We start from the raw sequence: 16,386 nt of genomic DNA, 5'->3' as shown, positions 1-16,386 counted from the left end.
CCACTCAGGGTTACTGACCTAGCATCTTAGAAAAGGCGGTCTGCTGGCCTTCGCTACAAGGTGCGAAACCGACGAATGCACCGGCATTAACCTTGAGCTCATCAAAGCGTCCGTCGGTATCCCGGTAGTAAACCTTACGCTTTCCAATTCCACCTTCGAGGTTTGCGGCCAACCAGGAGATCACCGCATCAGCATCGCTCGTAACTGATGCTCCTTGATCCAGATCGATAAGTATCAGGTTGGTGTCCGTCTGGAGTGCTATCTCGAAGGTCGCTCTTACATCAAAAATCACTGATCGCGCTCCTCGTAAAAAGTGGGTATTCGCTACCACCTATCCTATTTCAAAAACACTACTTTTTCAAAGCGTCATTTTAATAAGTAGAGGCAATCACACAGAGATCGCGCCAGATTTACGGTAATCATCATAATTACCGTAATACGGTAATTTGGGGTGTTGTAGCAAATTGGTATATTGTCGCGCTGGAACATACTTGCGAGGGGTCGGCATAACAGCGATAGTGAAATACATAATGTGCGGGTGCGAGAAATAATATGTATAGGGGTCTGACGCTCAGTGGAACGAAAACTCACGTTAAGCAACGTTTTCTGCCTCTGACGCCTCTTTTAATGGTCTCAGATGTCCTTTGGTCACCAGTTCTGCCAGCGTGAAGGAATAATGGCCGAGCATATTGATATGTCCGTGGCAAAGCGGGGAGAGGCGTGCGATATCTTCATCATTCAGTGTTTCACCCTGCGCCCGGAGATGATCCAGGGCTGCCTGCATATAAATAGTGTTCCATAACACGACGGCGTTAGTGACCAGCCCCAGTGTGCCCAGTTGATCTTCCTGACCGTCGGTATATCGTTTTCTTATCTCACCTTTTTGACCGTGACAGATGGCTCTGGCAACGGCATGGCGACTTTCTCCCCGATTAAGCTGGGTCAGAATGCGCCGGCGGTAATCTTCATCATCAATATAATTAAGCAGATACAGCGTTTTGTTGATGCGCCCCACTTCAATGATTGCCTGAGTCAGTCCGGAAGGACGTTCACTTTTCAGCAATGAACGGACCAGCACTGAAACCTGTACTTTGCCCAGCTTCAGGGAGCCAGCGGTCCGGATCATTTCGTCCCACTGAAGGACTATTTTTCGGGGATCTGATTGCCCTCTGGCAATATCATTCAGCACGCCATAGTCGGCATCATGGTCCATTCGCCAGAAAACCGAAGCACCGGCATCAGCCAGGCGTGGAGAAAACTGGTATCCCAGCAGCCAGAAAAGGCCAAAGACAAGTTCGCTGGCACCTGCTGTATCGGTCATAATTTCGGTTGGATTCAGCCCGGTCTCCTGTTCCAGAAGACCTTCCAGCACAAAGATAGAGTCCCTCAGCGTCCCCGGTATAACGATGCCATGAAAGCCGGAATACTGATCGGACACAAAGTTGTACCAGGTGATCCCTCTGTTATTACCAAAGTATTTGCGGTTCGGTCCGGCATTGATTGTTCTGACTGGCGTAACAAAGCGCATTCCATCTGCAGATGCCACTTCTCCTCCACCCCATATCTGTGCCAGTGGCAGCGTTGCCTGAAAATCAACCAGTCTGGCATTAGCGCTGGTGATAGTTTCAGCCCGCAGATAGTTCGCTTTTGTCCAGTTCAGCCGGTGTCGGGTCAGTGCAGGAACATTTGATCTGATCAGTGGTTCCAGACCGATATTGCAGGCTTCAGCCATCAGCACGGCGCTGATGCTGACGGGCAGATCATCAACTCTGGCACTGGCTTCACTAGCATGGAAAAACTCATCAGCAAATCCGGTATGGGCGTTAATTTCGAGCAGCAACTCCGTTAAATCCACCGGAGGGAGTAGATCACTGATCATTTTGCTCAGTCGTTTCAGACTGTCCGGCTCATCAAGACTGGCGAGGGGAGAAATTGTCAACCGGGGCTTCGGGCCAGAAACATCGAGTTCGACAGCCTCATTTTCGCAAAGACGTGCAGCAACCTGTCTGTAACGACTATCAAGCTGATGACCCAGAGATTTTATTGCTTCCTGCGGGTCTGTCGGGTGCCCCAAAGAACGATAAACCTTAATCCGGTTTGCCTGCCAGTCAGCACCCTGTAGTAATCTTGCACGAGGATCTCCCCACCGGTTACTGCCGGTAACGTAGACATCCCTCCGCCTCAGACTATCCTGCAGTTTACTGAGAAAGCAGAGCGTGTATCCCCTGCGGGTGATATGTTTTTCCTTGTTAATCACCAGCCGTTTCCATGACCGACTGATAATTTCCGTTGGTGCGTCGTCAAAAAACTGCCGCCGTGAGCTGAACTCCCGGCTGAGGTAGTCACAGGCATTCAGAGTGGTAACCCCGGCAGGTGCGGATGAAAATTTAACGGTATTCAGCAGATGGGGCAGGAAACGACGAACGCGCCCGTACTGCTCCACCATTTCTTCATGAAAATTATCGTCTGAGGGCCGGGCAATTTCACGGACAAGCGTGATGATTTCAGCCAGCTTTTGCCTTGGGATGTAGCTGAACACCTCAGCACGAATCGATTCGTCCGGTGTTTCTTCTTTCAGCAGGTACGAACATGCGCTGGCGAGCGCCAATGCAGATTTATCCAGATCCTTCAGCGAGCGGAGCCGTTTTTTCTGCCCAATCTTTCTGGCGTCACGGATGATAACGGCCAGCATGGCGTCCAGAACGTCCAATGCATCATCCAGCGCCAGCGTTTCCCATGCAAGGACAAAGGCAACCAGAACCGCCATCCTTTTCTGCGGTGACATCCTGGCAATATTGAACACCGAAGTCATACCAGCATAACGTGCGAGATTTTTCAGGCGCACAGCCGGGAGTGTACTCAGGTTTTCAGCATGCAGGCCAAAATCGTTCAGAGTTTTCCAGCGTTCAATTGCTTCATTAAACGCCGGACCACTGATGGTCACAGGGCCCTTTTTCAGTGATTCCAGTAAAGACAGGCGGCTGCAATCAGTTGGCCCCAGCAGCATCTCCAGCTGTGAACGCTGTTCGGCTGACGGTATCAGTGCCAGTTTGTTCCACAGGCGCAACGTCGCCTTTTCCCTTACCTCTGAAATCAACCGGGTCAGCGTAGTGGCTCCGGGGAGAATAATACGATGTTGCATAAGCCACCCTGTCGCCAGATCGAAAAGCAGGCCAGGACGTTCGTTGCTTATCCAGCTCCGGGTATATAAAAGACGGGTAAGGCGAAATGTCCAGGGCCAGGCAAATTCACGATACTGATAGTGCTGACGTATCAGCGCTGCATGCTCACGGCGGGTATTTTCCCTCTGACCGTATTCTGCAAGAACGGTGATATCACGAATCCCGAGCTGTCTGGCGGTAAAATGCCGGACGCCGGAAGGAATATGATTCATATCGGTGAGGAAGGTGCCCAGAAAACGGACACATCCAATTTGCAGGGCAATGCCCAGACGGTTGTGATCACCTCTGCTTTTTCCGATAAATTCCTTGTCTGCTTCATCAAGGTGAAAATATCGTGCCAGCTGAAGCTCATCCGGTTCACCGGTGAATCTGCCATAGCTTTCAGTCTGCTCAGTGGTCAGAAAGTCAACGGGCATATCGGCCTCCCTGCCTGACGGGCATTTAGTAACATTTTTGCAACCGTACGAAATGTTATAAATTATCGGACATCGTAAAACTGTTACATTAATATGTCTATTAAATCGTAAATTTGTAATAATAGACATGAGTTGTCCGATATTCGATTTAAGGTACATTTTTATGCGACTTTTTGGTTACGCTCGGGTCTCAACCAGTCAGCAGTCTCTTGATCTTCAGGTCAGAGCACTCAAAGACGCAGGTGTGAAAGCAAACCGTATATTTACCGATAAGGCATCCGGCAGTTCAACAGACCGGGAAGGGCTGGATTTGCTGAGGATGAAGGTGGAGGAAGGTGATGTCATTCTGGTTAAGAAGCTCGACCGTCTTGGCCGCGACACTGCCGATATGATCCAACTGATAAAGGAATTTGACGCTCAGGGCGTGGCAGTCCGGTTCATTGATGACGGGATCAGTACCGACGGTGATATGGGGCAAATGGTGGTCACCATCCTGTCGGCTGTGGCACAGGCTGAACGCCGGAGGATCCTAGAACGCACGAATGAGGGCCGACAGGAAGCAAAGCTGAAAGGAATCAAATTTGGCCGCAGGCGTACCGTGGACAGGAACGTCGTGCTGACGCTTCATCAGAAGGGCACTGGTGCAACGGAAATTGCTCATCAGCTCAGTATTGCCCGCTCCACGGTTTATAAAATTCTTGAAGACGAAAGGGCCTCGTGATACGCCTATTTTTATAGGTTAATGTCATGATAATAATGGTTTCTTAGACGTCAGGTGGCACTTTTCGGGGAAATGTGCGCGGAACCCCTATTTGTTTATTTTTCTAAATACATTCAAATATGTATCCGCTCATGAGACAATAACCCTGGTAAATGCTTCAATAATATTGAAAAAGGAAGAGTATGAGTATTCAACATTTTCGTGTCGCCCTTATTCCCTTTTTTGCGGCATTTTGCCTTCCTGTTTTTGCTCACCCAGAAACGCTGGTGAAAGTAAAAGATGCTGAAGATCAGTTGGGTGCACGAGTGGGTTACATCGAACTGGATCTCAACAGCGGTAAGATCCTTGAGAGTTTTCGCCCCGAAGAACGTTTTCCAATGATGAGCACTTTTAAAGTTCTGCTATGTGGTGCGGTATTATCCCGTGTTGACGCCGGGCAAGAGCAACTCGGTCGCCGCATACACTATTCTCAGAATGACTTGGTTGAGTACTCACCAGTCACAGAAAAGCATCTTACGGATGGCATGACAGTAAGAGAATTATGCAGTGCTGCCATAACCATGAGTGATAACACTGCTGCCAACTTACTTCTGACAACGATCGGAGGACCGAAGGAGCTAACCGCTTTTTTGCACAACATGGGGGATCATGTAACTCGCCTTGATCGTTGGGAACCGGAGCTGAATGAAGCCATACCAAACGACGAGCGTGACACCACGATGCCTGCAGCAATGGCAACAACGTTGCGCAAACTATTAACTGGCGAACTACTTACTCTAGCTTCCCGGCAACAATTAATAGACTGGATGGAGGCGGATAAAGTTGCAGGACCACTTCTGCGCTCGGCCCTTCCGGCTGGCTGGTTTATTGCTGATAAATCTGGAGCCGGTGAGCGTGGGTCTCGCGGTATCATTGCAGCACTGGGGCCAGATGGTAAGCCCTCCCGTATCGTAGTTATCTACACGACGGGGAGTCAGGCAACTATGGATGAACGAAATAGACAGATCGCTGAGATAGGTGCCTCACTGATTAAGCATTGGTAACTGTCAGACCAAGTTTACTCATACTGAAATAATTGGGGGGTGATTACCACCGTAAATTTTTCCCAGACGGTAAAAAGAATTACAGACTTTTATCAACTAAAAAAGTGGCCTGAATATCAGCACTACCGTCAATACCATTTCAGTAAATCAGGATAGGGAAAAATTGGCAAACCCAGTTCTTCACTTGCTCTGCGGGTTCTGTCACCCTGACGTCATACGGTAATCCCCCCCAATTCATTAATCGACAAGGTCATCCTGATGAAACAAATTACCATGAGCGATATGCAGCAACAGAGCGCAGCGGCTGTGCAATCGCCTCGGCTCCGCGCGCACCGTAATTTCCATCCAGAATTAAGCGATTCGGTCCAACGTCTGGCTATTGCCATGGAACCTGGGACCTACGTGCGCCCGCACCGACACCCTCACACCTTCGAGCTACTGTTGCCATTAAGGGGTCGTTTCGTGGTGCTGAATTTTGACGATCGGGGTACCGTCACCCATCGGGCGATATTGGGGGAAACCTGTACGGTGCTGGAGATGGCCGCAGGAACCTGGCATGCCGTGCTGTCGCTGGATACCGGTGGCATAATTTTTGAAGTAAAACACGGTGGCTATCAACCCGTGGCTGCCGATGACTATGCGCACTGGGCTCCAGCGGAAGGAGAACCAGGAACCACGGAGCTTATGGCCTGGTATGCGCAAGCGCAGGTGGGCGACAGCACTTTTGCCGTCTAAGGCGATAAACAAAAACGGAATGAGTTTCCCCATTCCGTTTCCGCTATTACAAACCGTCGGTGACGATTTTAGCCGCCGACGCTAATACATCGCGACGGCTTTCTGCCTTAGGTTGAGGCTGGGTGAAGTAAGTGACCAGAATCAGCGGCGCACGATCTTTTGGCCAGATCACCGCGATATCGTTGGTGGTGCCATAGTCACCGCTGCCGGTTTTATCCCCCACAACCCAGGAAGCAGGCAGTCCAGCCTGAATGCTCGCTGCACCGGTGGTATTGCCTTTCATCCATGTCACCAGCTGCGCCCGTTGGCTGTCGCCCAATGCTTTACCCAGCGTCAGATTCCGCAGAGTTTGCGCCATTGCCCGAGGTGAAGTGGTATCACGCGGATCGCCCGGAATGGCGGTGTTTAACGTCGGCTCGGTACGGTCGAGACGGAACGTTTCGTCTCCCAGCTGTCGGGCGAACGCGGTGACGCTAGCCGGGCCGCCAACGTGAGCAATCAGCTTATTCATCGCCACGTTATCGCTGTACTGTAGCGCGGCCGCGCTAAGCTCAGCCAGTGACATCGTCCCATTGACGTGCTTTTCCGCAATCGGATTATAGTTAACAAGGTCAGATTTTTTGATCTCAACTCGCTGATTTAACAGATTCGGTTCGCTTTCACTTTTCTTCAGCACCGCGGCCGCGGCCATCACTTTACTGGTGCTGCACATCGCAAAGCGCTCATCAGCACGATAAAGTATTTGCGAATTATCTGCTGTGTTAATCAATGCCACACCCAGTCTGCCTCCCGACTGCCGCTCTAATTCGGCAAGTTTTTGCTGTACGTCCGCCGTTTGCGCATACAGCGGCACACTTCCTAACAACAGCGTGACGGTTGCCGTCGCCATCAGCGTGAACTGGCGCAGTGATTTTTTAACCATGGGATTCCTTATTCTGGAAGAGACGAAATAACAACAACATGAATAGTCAATATTTTACCTGAAGCGAGCCACAACGCGTCCGATTTTATGCTTCCGAAAGGCAAATACGGACGTCGCCAGAATGAAACCTAAATTCCACGTGTGTTTTTTATTAGCTTCAAAAATCACTATTTCACGAAGAATTTAGACTGCTTCTCACACATTGTAACATTATTTACAACCACCTTTCAATCATTTTTGATAAATCATTGATTTCATCTTTGCTGCAATGATACTTAATAAACTCTGCAAGTTATCCACAGAGCAACACTCAATTTTATTGATGATATTCTTATTATACCAGACATTTTTCATACACTCCCTTGTACGGATAGTTTTCCGACAACTTCATGATTACATATCTTGCGGTTTTGATTATTTTTGCTGCAAGAAATACATACTTCAAACGAAAGGTCTTTATTTGCTGTCTGTATTCTGAAGAGTCCAAGGAATCAAACTTGAACAACAAAAATAGGTTATATGAAAGCATCATCATTTGAAACACGGCTTCATTCGCCCAAAATGACTTTAGCAAGAGATGACCCACCGCCATGTCGTATTTGGCTTCTTTGATATAGTTTTCAGCATTACCACGCTTTTCATAGTATATAACTACTTTTTCAGAAAGCAAGGTAGTATTTGTTACAAAGAAAAAGTAGTCGTATTCGGAACCTTCTAAAAGTGATAATTGTGCTCTTTCTTTTTCTGGTTTCAGTACGCGAGATACGACAAATCTTCTGTCTTTTTCCCATTTAACTAATTTTGTATACAGTTCTGTAGTTTCTCTACCTTCTTCTCCTTTAACGAATACAATTGATGAATTCGTTGCTTGTGAGGTGAGTGTAGAATAACTTTTGGCTTTAATTAAATATTTGCATCCAAGAGATTCTATCGTTTCGATAATTTTTTCATCAAAGTAGCCACTATCCATTCGAAATAAAATTTCTAAATCGTCTGATTTGATGTTAGCAACAATTTCTTTGATCATTTCCGCAGCACCGTTTGCAGTGTAAGTATTGCCACTTCTTACAAATCCGGTAACATATGCTTTTAATTCGTCGCAAAATGCAAATTGGATATTGTAGCATCGGTTTCCCAGTTTCTTAGGATTATATCCTTTTGACGCACCTTCTTGATGACCTTCTACGTTAATTACACTACTATCAATATCAATCGTAATGGATGTCAATTTACTTTTAGTGAGCAGTTTTTTAAAGACTTTAAAATTAATGTCTCTAAACATTTGGGTTGTCTTGAAGTTGAAGTTTCCTAGAAACCGTGACACTGTTTCAGGTTCTTTTACGGAAATATCAAACTCGTTGACGAGGGGATCATTTTGAAGTAGCTTTAGACGTTCTAACTTATCAATGCCAATGAAGTGACCGCAGAGCATGGTCTTTATATGATTCATCTTGATTTTATTTGTTGAGTCATTATCAAATACGAGGTCATTTTCAATAAAATCAAAAATCCCATTGCTTTTTGCATTCTCAAGGAGCAGAAAAAGACCTGCATTTGATGTTAGATTCTTAGCTTTGAAATCAATTTTATTAATCATAATTAGAACCCCTTTTTACTACTTTTCTTACTATTATTTTACCATATATCGAGTCATAAAAGCTGATAATTTAACATATTTTTGAGCACTTTTCTTTCACCCAATGGGTGAAAGCTGAATTTCGAAGGAATGCATATTTATCAAGGCTTTGATTATGCTTTTTGAAGTACTGACGTAGAATCTAGGTCATATATACTTTAGATTGATTTAAAACTTCATTTTTAATTTAAAAGGATCTAGGTGAAGATCCTTTTTGATAATCTCATGACCAAAATCCCTTAACGTGAGTTTTCGTTCCACTGAGCGTCAGACCCCGTATAAGAGCCTTGAAGAGCTGATGGCGGGTATTTACGAGATGGCCGCACCACATGGCATCATCTGTAACGAGGTTTCCAAGTTCCTTGCGGCCAACCAGGTCAAGCCAGAAGACATAAGCTCCGGGATCTGGTTTTTTCTATGGCTTAAATCAGCCCCCAAGGATGCAAAGCCAATCCAAAAAGAAATCCCCGGATTCGGTGTCGTTCTAAACATGCCGACTTATGGCGGAACCCTCAACGAAGCAATCACTAAGTTGATCGAGAATGAGTGCCGTCAAATACAGCTTGCCGAAGGACATCCTAGCCTTGAGGCTTGGCTTGAATTGGTATTGGCCGGTCGAGATGACGAAGAGGAAAATGAGGCTGCGGCCAGTATCGTGGACTTGCTTAATGGGTGTCACGACTTGCTGGATACAGCAATAATTAACTACCTCTCCAAGGTGGGTAAAATAAATGAACAAGAAATCTTGTCGCTTATTTATTATGGGGAGCTGTGTGATCACTCTCTTTTTGGAACCCCATTTTCAACGTTACACATCCCGAGTGAAAATAACATCCATGAAAGCAATATTATCCCCATTAAAAAAGGAGCCAGTTAGGCTCCTTTTTATTATTCATGGTTTGCTTTGCGAAACCACATCATCCCATGTATGCAAAACCTTCGATAAGTGCTGATGCTTGCTAGTGAAGTCTTTATCATCCAGAAGAGCTTTAAATGGCGCGTTCAGGTCGCTACAAGTGACGTTTTTCCCGATCATAGACAAAGTATCTTGGAGAGAGCCACCAGCAGCATCCAGCCCCATTCTATCGACAGTCTCACTACTCACCATTGCCTGAACAACATTGGTGAATGCCGTCGAGTTGAGTTGTTCAACACCAAGAACCGTATTGCATTTCTGCTCAACTGCTTGCTTGTACTGGATGGTGTACTTTGCAGTGATCGGTGACATAGTGTTCATTGCAAGTATATATGAGCCCACCTCATTGGCCGGTAATGTAGCTGCGTAAACTGACGAGCATGATGTGGCAGCGGATATTATCAAAGCTATCAACTTCTTATTTTTCATTTCCCTTGATTCCCTTTTAAATATATCGTGAATATCCCCGCTCCAGGTCAATACATCATTCATTGCGCTCAAACACCGTCACGAGAACGCGCTTCTTGTTGTCATCGTTGATCACCATTAGGTACTTGAACTTGGAATCGCGGTGGCCCCAGACTTCCACGTTATCGACGCGGCCATACTTTCTGGCTTTATGGCGAGCAACCTTCTCGTCAAAAGGCTGGACCTGTAGCTCCGGATGCTGGAGGCGGCCAACCAGTGAGGCCCACGGTTTTTTGGGGTCTCCAGAGGTTATCCGGGCCTGATACTGATCGATAGCATGTTGAGTAACCAGGACGGGGCCAATGGCCGGTGTAGAGATTTCCTCATGGGTCTGGGTATAGGCCTGCTTGTCCACATCGAGGAGCTCGACATTACCCTCCCCTGGCTCATCCATAAACTCCATGCTCTGCGAGACCTCAATGGTTGCGCCTTTCAGACGACCGGTGAGGCAAGAAGCAAACTTGAAAGCAAACTTCTTGCTGGATTTGCCCATCGCCAGCTTCTTGATTGCGCCTTTAGACACCACCAGCTTGTAACCAGAACCGGCACCAGGTTCGCGGCAAAAAACCTGCTTATCCAAGGCCAGATAGCGAATGGCTACGAGCTCAGCCAATAGGTCAGCTTCCTCGTGATCAAAATCAATATGAACATCGAGGATGCCTTTTCGCTTTGTGCCGACGCGCCAAAAAACAAGAGCTGAGTTGTTTGATGTTTTTTTAGAGACGGTGGTCAATATCATCATGGCAAATTTCTCCGTTGCTGGGATAGTGGTCGGCATCGCCGCCAGCACCCCTGTTCGATAGGGTTCATTTAGATGCTATCACGGGATTTTAAAATGCAACCTTGGTGACTGTCTATTTAGCATCCCCTGATAGGTGGTAGGCCCGGATCAAACGCCCCTCCCCCCCCGCCAATGGTTCTGCCGGATAGACGTCGCCAGCTTGACCTGTGGGATGGAAATAAAGTTACATCCCACATATAGACAAAAGCCGCCAATAGTGGCGACTTTGGGTTCCCATTCGAGTGTAAACTATCATCCTTACATTGAAGCGATGGTATCGTTCATCCCATTCAGATGAAAATATAGTTTCATCCTATTGCTCAATTTTTCATCAAGCGACGGGTTGTTGCACAAGTTCAGCGATACTTGCAGCGATAGACAAAACAGATTCAATGGACGGGAGACCAGCTAGCAATGCACCTATAACACTTTTCTTGGGCTTTCCAGATTCAAATTGAGCCTCTATCGCATCAGCTACTTCAAGAGCCTCTTCACGTTCAGAATCGCTCAACGGAGCAGTCTTCAATACCTCGCGTAGCTCATTGATATAGGTCTGCGCACGGTTGTCTATCTGCACAGTGTTCACGGAGTTGTCTACGCTGCTGTTATTGACCCGAGCGTTGTGGCCATTGAAGTTATAGGTGATGCTCTGGACGGCTGCTTTGGCTTCTGGGATACCTAGCTTTTTGACCTTCAACTTGTAGTGTGGAGGAATAGCGCCACTGCCGCTCCCTTCACTGAACTTAGGATCAATAACTTTATAGGTTTCATCTTGGCCAAGGCTGGTTGTTCTCACAACCAGGTCATCATGATCAACAGCAAACGTAGGGCTCATAATCATGATGGTGTCACTACCTGACACTGAACACTTGATCCCCTCGTGTTTGGTGCCATCAGCTTTCAACACGTTAACCTTGTCTCTCATTAAGCTAGCAAAACTCATTCCGTTGTCCTTCTAGGGTAGATTCGTTCGTTGCTATTGTTTGGCAGATCTACACCTGAATACAAGCCACGAATCCCACTAAAGTTAGGATGAAACTTTATTTTGAAGAATGAAACTCTATTTTCAGGGGTGGCACTTTATTTTTATCCAACATGACCTGCTGGTCGCTGCTGAGGAACTTACCTACCCACCAAAAAACATAAACGCCAGGCATAAAAAAAGGGCCAGCTATTGCTGGCCCTTTGTTTCATGTTCGCGATTATGACTCAGGCGTTGTGATGCTTTTTTTCTTTCTGTCTCTCATGGTAGAGATACAGGCTACCGCCAGTGACGGCAGTGAAAAATATGAGCAACCCCAACATGCCTAATGTGAATGCGTTCATTCGACCCCCTTAGGAATTGCTGACCTTGGTTAAGATTATACCATAGATCCACAGGATAACCCCAATGACCAACACCAAACCGGCTTCTTCGACGGTTATGGTGTCCCCAGATACAGCCAATCCTACAATACCAACACCGATAGCTGTTACGGCGACCTTGCGCAGGTCTTCACCGATAGCTCCCAGCGTCTTCTTGTCAGGAGAGAACAGGCGCACAAACCACGTCTTAATACGCAAAAACTTTTTCATGATTACCTCCATAGTTGAAGAGGAGGCGAATCATGCCCGAGAGGGCATGAACACCCCCTCCGGGTTAAGGTTTTAGACAGACAAAGCTGTAGGCTTCGCCTTGTTCATCTTCATTGAGCTAATGATCTTCATCGCCTCATCAGCGAACGGACCGGTAACTTGGATAGGCTCCCTTCTTGCGAAGGAGGCTGTCACCATCATTCTCTGGCCGTGCATCAGATGGCGATACCGAGACCGCATAAGCTCAACATAGGCCGCAGAGTCCCCCCCCCACCCCTCAGGGGGAGAGAAGGGGCATACTGCGTCGTTACCAGGCGTCGTATCAACCTTCGTGACATCAATGACGGGCATACTCAGCTCTCCTTCTCGCAATAAAATCGCGCAGGTAGCGAGCATTTGGGAAACCGAGGCTTCCCTGACTCATCAGGACATCGTTCCAGTCAATCCCTTTCGCTCTGGGTGGGATTGGGAGTTTAGGCAGCAGGACGTAAACACGAATGCCGCGCTTCTCCAGCTTGGCTTTCAGCACGTTAGCTGACTTTTCACCAGTCACAGACTTATCTTTGTCAGCCCAGATCAATACTGTGTGAACACCTTCTGGAACCTCGAAGGACTCCATCAGGGTCGCATTGACCGTTGACCAAACCGGAATTTGAGTGACTCGATAAGCGGACAGAGCCGTTTCCAGCCCTTCTGCAACACCCAGGATACCCTCACTCGGTTCACCGAGGCGGATGGCCGCGCCATTAACATCCAAGCCGTCAGGAATGGGCATCATTTTCTTGGCGTTGCCAACCTTGGCTTTTTTACCGTTTTGGGTGAGATAGGTGCGGTGGAGCGTTACCAGGTTGCCTTCCACATCTCGGATAGCGCAGACGATAGCCGGGAATTTCCCAACTTCATTGCCATCTTCGTCGTAGTAGGGCATAGCCGGATTGAACCGCAAACAGTCTGTTTTTTCTACTTCATCAACGTTGAACAGCAGCTCGCGGTTTTTGAAATACAGACGCATTGGTTCAGTCACACGACTAGAGAACGGCAAACACTCGTTCCATACCTTCTCAATTTTCTCACGGAGGCGAGCGCTGTAAGCGCGTTCACGCTCCATTCTCTTCTCCATTTCCTCTTGGAGCTCAAGCAACCAAGGCTTGGGTTGTTCACGAAACATTGGAACAACTTTCGGCTTGTTTTCGCTGCTTTGCCCTTCCAGTTGTATGGCCGAAGCTTGTGCTTGCGGTGCCGGAGCTTCTACCGTGCGGTTGACCACAGGGGGCAGCCGACTTAACTTGTCTAGGCTCATGCTTCTCTCCTTTGGTTATGGGAGAGAACCCAGGAGGGTTGCCTCCCGAGGGGTTAGGTTATTGCTGTTTTGGGCCAGCTACCGTTATAGCCAGCAAGCGCTGACAATGAGCAAAGAGTATGACAGCCACCTTAAAAGGGTAAAACGCTGTAATTGCCCTTTTGGGGTGCAAAAGAAAAAGCCCTCCCGAAGGAGGGCCTTTTATGCGGCCAAGGACAAGCCTTGCTGTCCTCTTTGCAACATTGTGTCGTCGCGGCGATGTAGTCGTTGAACCACTTTGATCATCGTTCTGACATGTCGCTTCAAAGAGGCTGGATGACGTTTTGATAGTAGGTTGATCCAGTCGAGGTAGGTAGCCAGCGCGGAACCTTCGGTTAGGGCTGCCTGTATCTCCTCATACTTCCCTACAGCACTCAAGGCCACATCTGTCGCCCAGAGGGCGTTAGTGTGGCGTAGGAGCTCACAGAGGGCCGTATAAGCCTTTCTTCTGGTCGCAGCCATGTAACGACGGATGTTGGCGTTTCCGCTTCCCTCTCGCCCCTCCATGACGCTCATACAGAATGCGCTGGAGTAACAGAGCATCGCGTCAGTCACGTAGTTAAACCATCGCTCCTGGTGCCGTTTCTGCTCTTCCATTGCTTCCTGGTCAAGTTGCCTCTCGACGAATAACCCCGTCGGAGTCCGGTGGTGCAGGTGGTACTTGAACGTTAAGTGCAAGTTGATCCACCAGCGTACCGTAGCCAGTCTTCCCTTGATTTTTCGCTTCACCAGATCTTTGTACTTGTCATCACAAAGCACTTTGAGGTCCTTGCGCTGTTGGATTCCTTCCATCGTCTGTAGCCCTGTAAGGCCCATCTGGTGGTAGGTTTGACCTCTTTGCATCATGCGGTGATACAAAGCGCCTTTTCCTTTCGCAAGCTGGATGGCTCCGAACCGAAGGTAGAACTGAGCAGCACTACCGGGCGTATAATTTCCCTTTAGTACCGACTCCCTAAGTCGCGGGTATTCATTCCAGATGATGAATGCAGCGGAGTCGGGATCGACCTTCACCTCATCATCCTCTGCGAAACAAACCACCCTTCTCTTTCCATCTGCGGTATTGATAACTTTCACTGCCAACGGGTCATCCCCGCCGTCAAAGTAAGCCATTTCCGCTAACGGGTCGGCCAAGCCATCAGACAGCGAACCATCGCCCCAGCGCCCAACTCTCAACCACAATGGTTTCGGAATTGGTGACTGAGGAACGGTTTCGCACTGCGGCTCATCTTCCAGCAAATCCAGATCACCCATCGACCAAACCCTGTGGTAAATCTCCAGGGCATGGAAAGGCTTATCATTGAAATGATGGAAGGCCCACATGAAGTCGATATGGACTAAAGCTTCTTCCGATATGATCCGGAATTGCGGCTCTGCCATTCGACGGTTCCAGTCGTTATCCTCGGCTTGCCCAGTAGCCAGCTTGTAAGCAAGCTCATCAGCTCTTTTTTGCTCCATGTAGTCCATGCTGCAACAGACATGAAGCAATCGCTCAAGGAAAACAGGACTGTAAACGTCCGGCTGTATTTTGATGTAACCCCCCTCATAAATCGTTCGACCTACGGGATGGCGATCTTCCCAAGCGTACCGGCGTTTTGCCAGGTAGCGCTGGATGCGGTTCAGCCCAGACATGTAGCCATGCCTTTCAGGGTCTGTGGCAAGCAATGTCTCCATCGACTTATCCAACCCTACAGCTTGGCAGGCCCAGCAACCGAAGCGAGCACCACACGCATCACTGGCCTTTTTCTCTGTTGCCGACCACACGCACTCCCCCGTCGCTGCCTTGTAGAGCTCTGCCGTAGTGACATTGCTCTCTAGGTAACTTGGCAGGGGGTATGGTGAGCCCATGCCAGCAGATAGCAAGAACTCCCAGACATCACTCGCCAACCAGTTTTTCACCACATACAGCTCCCCCCCATCTTTCGTCTTAATGACGCGATTTGAGCTTCCTCGCTGCTTTGCAATGTTGGCTGCACGAATAGCGCTTTCAGCATCACGGCTCCCCAACAGGAGGCACACTTTCTGCCGAACATCCTTGGGGAGTTCTCGCATATAAGCCGCCTTCGCTCTTTTGGCTGAGGTGATTTTGAGTTCTTGGCTACACTGACGGGCCGAAGAGTTGGAAAATGTAGGCAACCCCCTCCCCGTAAGGATTCGGCCCGTCCAACTCTGCGTGATCCCCGGCTTTGCCAGAACGATGGTCAGAGGAAGGTTTTCCTTCACAATGAAACGCTCCAACTCGGCCAGTTTCTGATCCGCCAGCCATCTTACTTCTGGGCTTTCTATCAGTGTGTCAGTGTGCAAGATGAAGTGGTGTTGGCTGATGGTTGCTCCACTCCTAACCGCCCGGACAAGAGCCATCAGAAACAGATGCAAAACCGTTTCAGAATCCTTACCACTGGAATAGCCGACCATCATGGTCCACCCATCGTTCAAGGCCGTGTGAATGGCTTCAACCGATGACGTGATCAACGATGACAAGCTGGTTCCTCTACTGGCATCAACGAAGTTCAAATCCTCGTTATCAGTCAGTTCTGACCAAACAGAGTCCCACTTATCCCCTCGCAAGAGCACTGGGGTTGGTTGTTCTGGTAGGTCAAAGTTTAATGCTTGTTGCATAGGGCCTCCTGGATAAGCAGGGTGCCCATCCCTTCC

15 protein-coding genes and 1 pseudogene are annotated in these 16,386 nt (G+C 48.3%); 4 read left to right on the top strand and 12 right to left on the bottom strand.

Translation table 11 applies throughout. The features are described 5' to 3' along the window. Positions 1-10 precede the first annotated feature (10 nt). The gene (locus E6P06_RS02400) at positions 11-292 is read right to left on the bottom strand and encodes a hypothetical protein (RefSeq protein WP_000575656.1); all 282 of its coding nucleotides are present in this window, start codon (positions 290-292) and stop codon (positions 11-13) included. A gap of 300 nt (positions 293-592) precedes the next feature. After that, positions 593-3,598, bottom strand: a complete 3,006-nt coding sequence (locus E6P06_RS02395) for a Tn3-like element Tn3 family transposase (RefSeq protein WP_001143760.1) — start codon at positions 3,596-3,598, stop codon at positions 593-595. Positions 3,599-3,761: 163 nt separating this feature from the next. Between E6P06_RS02395 and E6P06_RS02390 the strand changes: the two genes are divergently transcribed. The 3 genes from E6P06_RS02390 (at position 3,762) to E6P06_RS02380 (ending at position 6,097) form a co-directional block, all read left to right on the top strand. Continuing rightward, on the top strand, positions 3,762-4,319 hold the full coding sequence (locus E6P06_RS02390; protein ID WP_001235713.1) for a recombinase family protein: 558 nt from the start codon (positions 3,762-3,764) through the stop codon (positions 4,317-4,319). A 182-nt stretch (positions 4,320-4,501) separates the two neighbouring features. Continuing rightward, the gene (locus E6P06_RS02385) at positions 4,502-5,362 is read left to right on the top strand and encodes a broad-spectrum class A beta-lactamase TEM-1 (protein ID WP_000027057.1); all 861 of its coding nucleotides are present in this window, start codon (positions 4,502-4,504) and stop codon (positions 5,360-5,362) included. A gap of 258 nt (positions 5,363-5,620) precedes the next feature. Then, positions 5,621-6,097, top strand: a complete 477-nt coding sequence (locus tag E6P06_RS02380; RefSeq protein WP_013023839.1) for a WbuC family cupin fold metalloprotein — start codon at positions 5,621-5,623, stop codon at positions 6,095-6,097. A gap of 46 nt (positions 6,098-6,143) precedes the next feature. Here the strand turns inward: E6P06_RS02380 and E6P06_RS02375 are convergent, their stop codons facing one another. Both E6P06_RS02375 and E6P06_RS02370 read right to left on the bottom strand, forming a co-directional pair. Beyond that, entirely contained in the window at positions 6,144-7,019 is an 876-nt protein-coding gene (locus tag E6P06_RS02375) for an extended-spectrum class A beta-lactamase CTX-M-3 (protein WP_011091028.1), read from the bottom strand. A 334-nt stretch (positions 7,020-7,353) separates the two neighbouring features. Next, positions 7,354-8,616 (bottom strand): IS1380-like element ISEcp1 family transposase, encoded by a 1,263-nt coding sequence (locus E6P06_RS02370; protein WP_000608644.1) that lies wholly within the window; start codon positions 8,614-8,616, stop codon positions 7,354-7,356. 337 nt (positions 8,617-8,953) lie between these two features. On the opposite strand from E6P06_RS02370, the gene E6P06_RS02365 reads away from it, so the two are divergent. Then, positions 8,954-9,532: a hypothetical protein gene (locus tag E6P06_RS02365; RefSeq protein ID WP_139934931.1), complete on the top strand. Its 579-nt coding sequence runs from the start codon at positions 8,954-8,956 to the stop codon at positions 9,530-9,532. 15 nt (positions 9,533-9,547) lie between these two features. Here the strand turns inward: E6P06_RS02365 and E6P06_RS02360 are convergent, their stop codons facing one another. From E6P06_RS02360 to E6P06_RS02330, 8 genes and pseudogenes are all read right to left on the bottom strand, one after another. Then, positions 9,548-10,000: a hypothetical protein gene (locus tag E6P06_RS02360; protein WP_001553092.1), complete on the bottom strand. Its 453-nt coding sequence runs from the start codon at positions 9,998-10,000 to the stop codon at positions 9,548-9,550. A gap of 55 nt (positions 10,001-10,055) precedes the next feature. Continuing rightward, on the bottom strand, positions 10,056-10,781 hold the full coding sequence (locus E6P06_RS02355; protein ID WP_001553093.1) for a hypothetical protein: 726 nt from the start codon (positions 10,779-10,781) through the stop codon (positions 10,056-10,058). A 370-nt stretch (positions 10,782-11,151) separates the two neighbouring features. Beyond that, on the bottom strand, positions 11,152-11,763 hold the full coding sequence (locus E6P06_RS02350) for a hypothetical protein (protein WP_058662801.1): 612 nt from the start codon (positions 11,761-11,763) through the stop codon (positions 11,152-11,154). Positions 11,764-12,029: 266 nt separating this feature from the next. Continuing rightward, complete coding sequence (locus E6P06_RS27580) at positions 12,030-12,146, bottom strand: hypothetical protein (RefSeq protein ID WP_000991086.1); 117 nt, start codon at positions 12,144-12,146, stop codon at positions 12,030-12,032. A gap of 9 nt (positions 12,147-12,155) precedes the next feature. Continuing rightward, the gene (locus tag E6P06_RS02345) at positions 12,156-12,395 is read right to left on the bottom strand and encodes a hypothetical protein (RefSeq protein ID WP_000714161.1); all 240 of its coding nucleotides are present in this window, start codon (positions 12,393-12,395) and stop codon (positions 12,156-12,158) included. Between the two features lie 72 nt (positions 12,396-12,467). Next, positions 12,468-12,746 carry a hypothetical protein gene (locus E6P06_RS02340; RefSeq protein WP_001144046.1) on the bottom strand — a complete coding sequence of 93 codons (279 nt, stop codon included), beginning with the start codon at positions 12,744-12,746 and terminating at the stop codon, positions 12,468-12,470. Next, positions 12,733-13,665 (bottom strand): annotated as a pseudogene (locus E6P06_RS02335) (toprim domain-containing protein); the annotation flags it as partial. The pseudogene E6P06_RS02335 and the gene E6P06_RS02340, both read right to left, overlap by 14 nt. A gap of 231 nt (positions 13,666-13,896) precedes the next feature. Then, on the bottom strand, positions 13,897-16,350 hold the full coding sequence (locus E6P06_RS02330; protein ID WP_058662802.1) for a hypothetical protein: 2,454 nt from the start codon (positions 16,348-16,350) through the stop codon (positions 13,897-13,899). Positions 16,351-16,386 lie beyond the last annotated feature (36 nt).

It is taken from the genome of Citrobacter sp. CF971, assembly GCF_006385635.1.
In the GTDB taxonomy this organism is placed as follows: Bacteria; Pseudomonadota; Gammaproteobacteria; order Enterobacterales; family Enterobacteriaceae; genus Citrobacter; species Citrobacter freundii.
The sequence above is the reverse complement of the archived record's forward strand: the minus strand, read 5'-3'. Positions and strand labels throughout refer to the sequence as shown.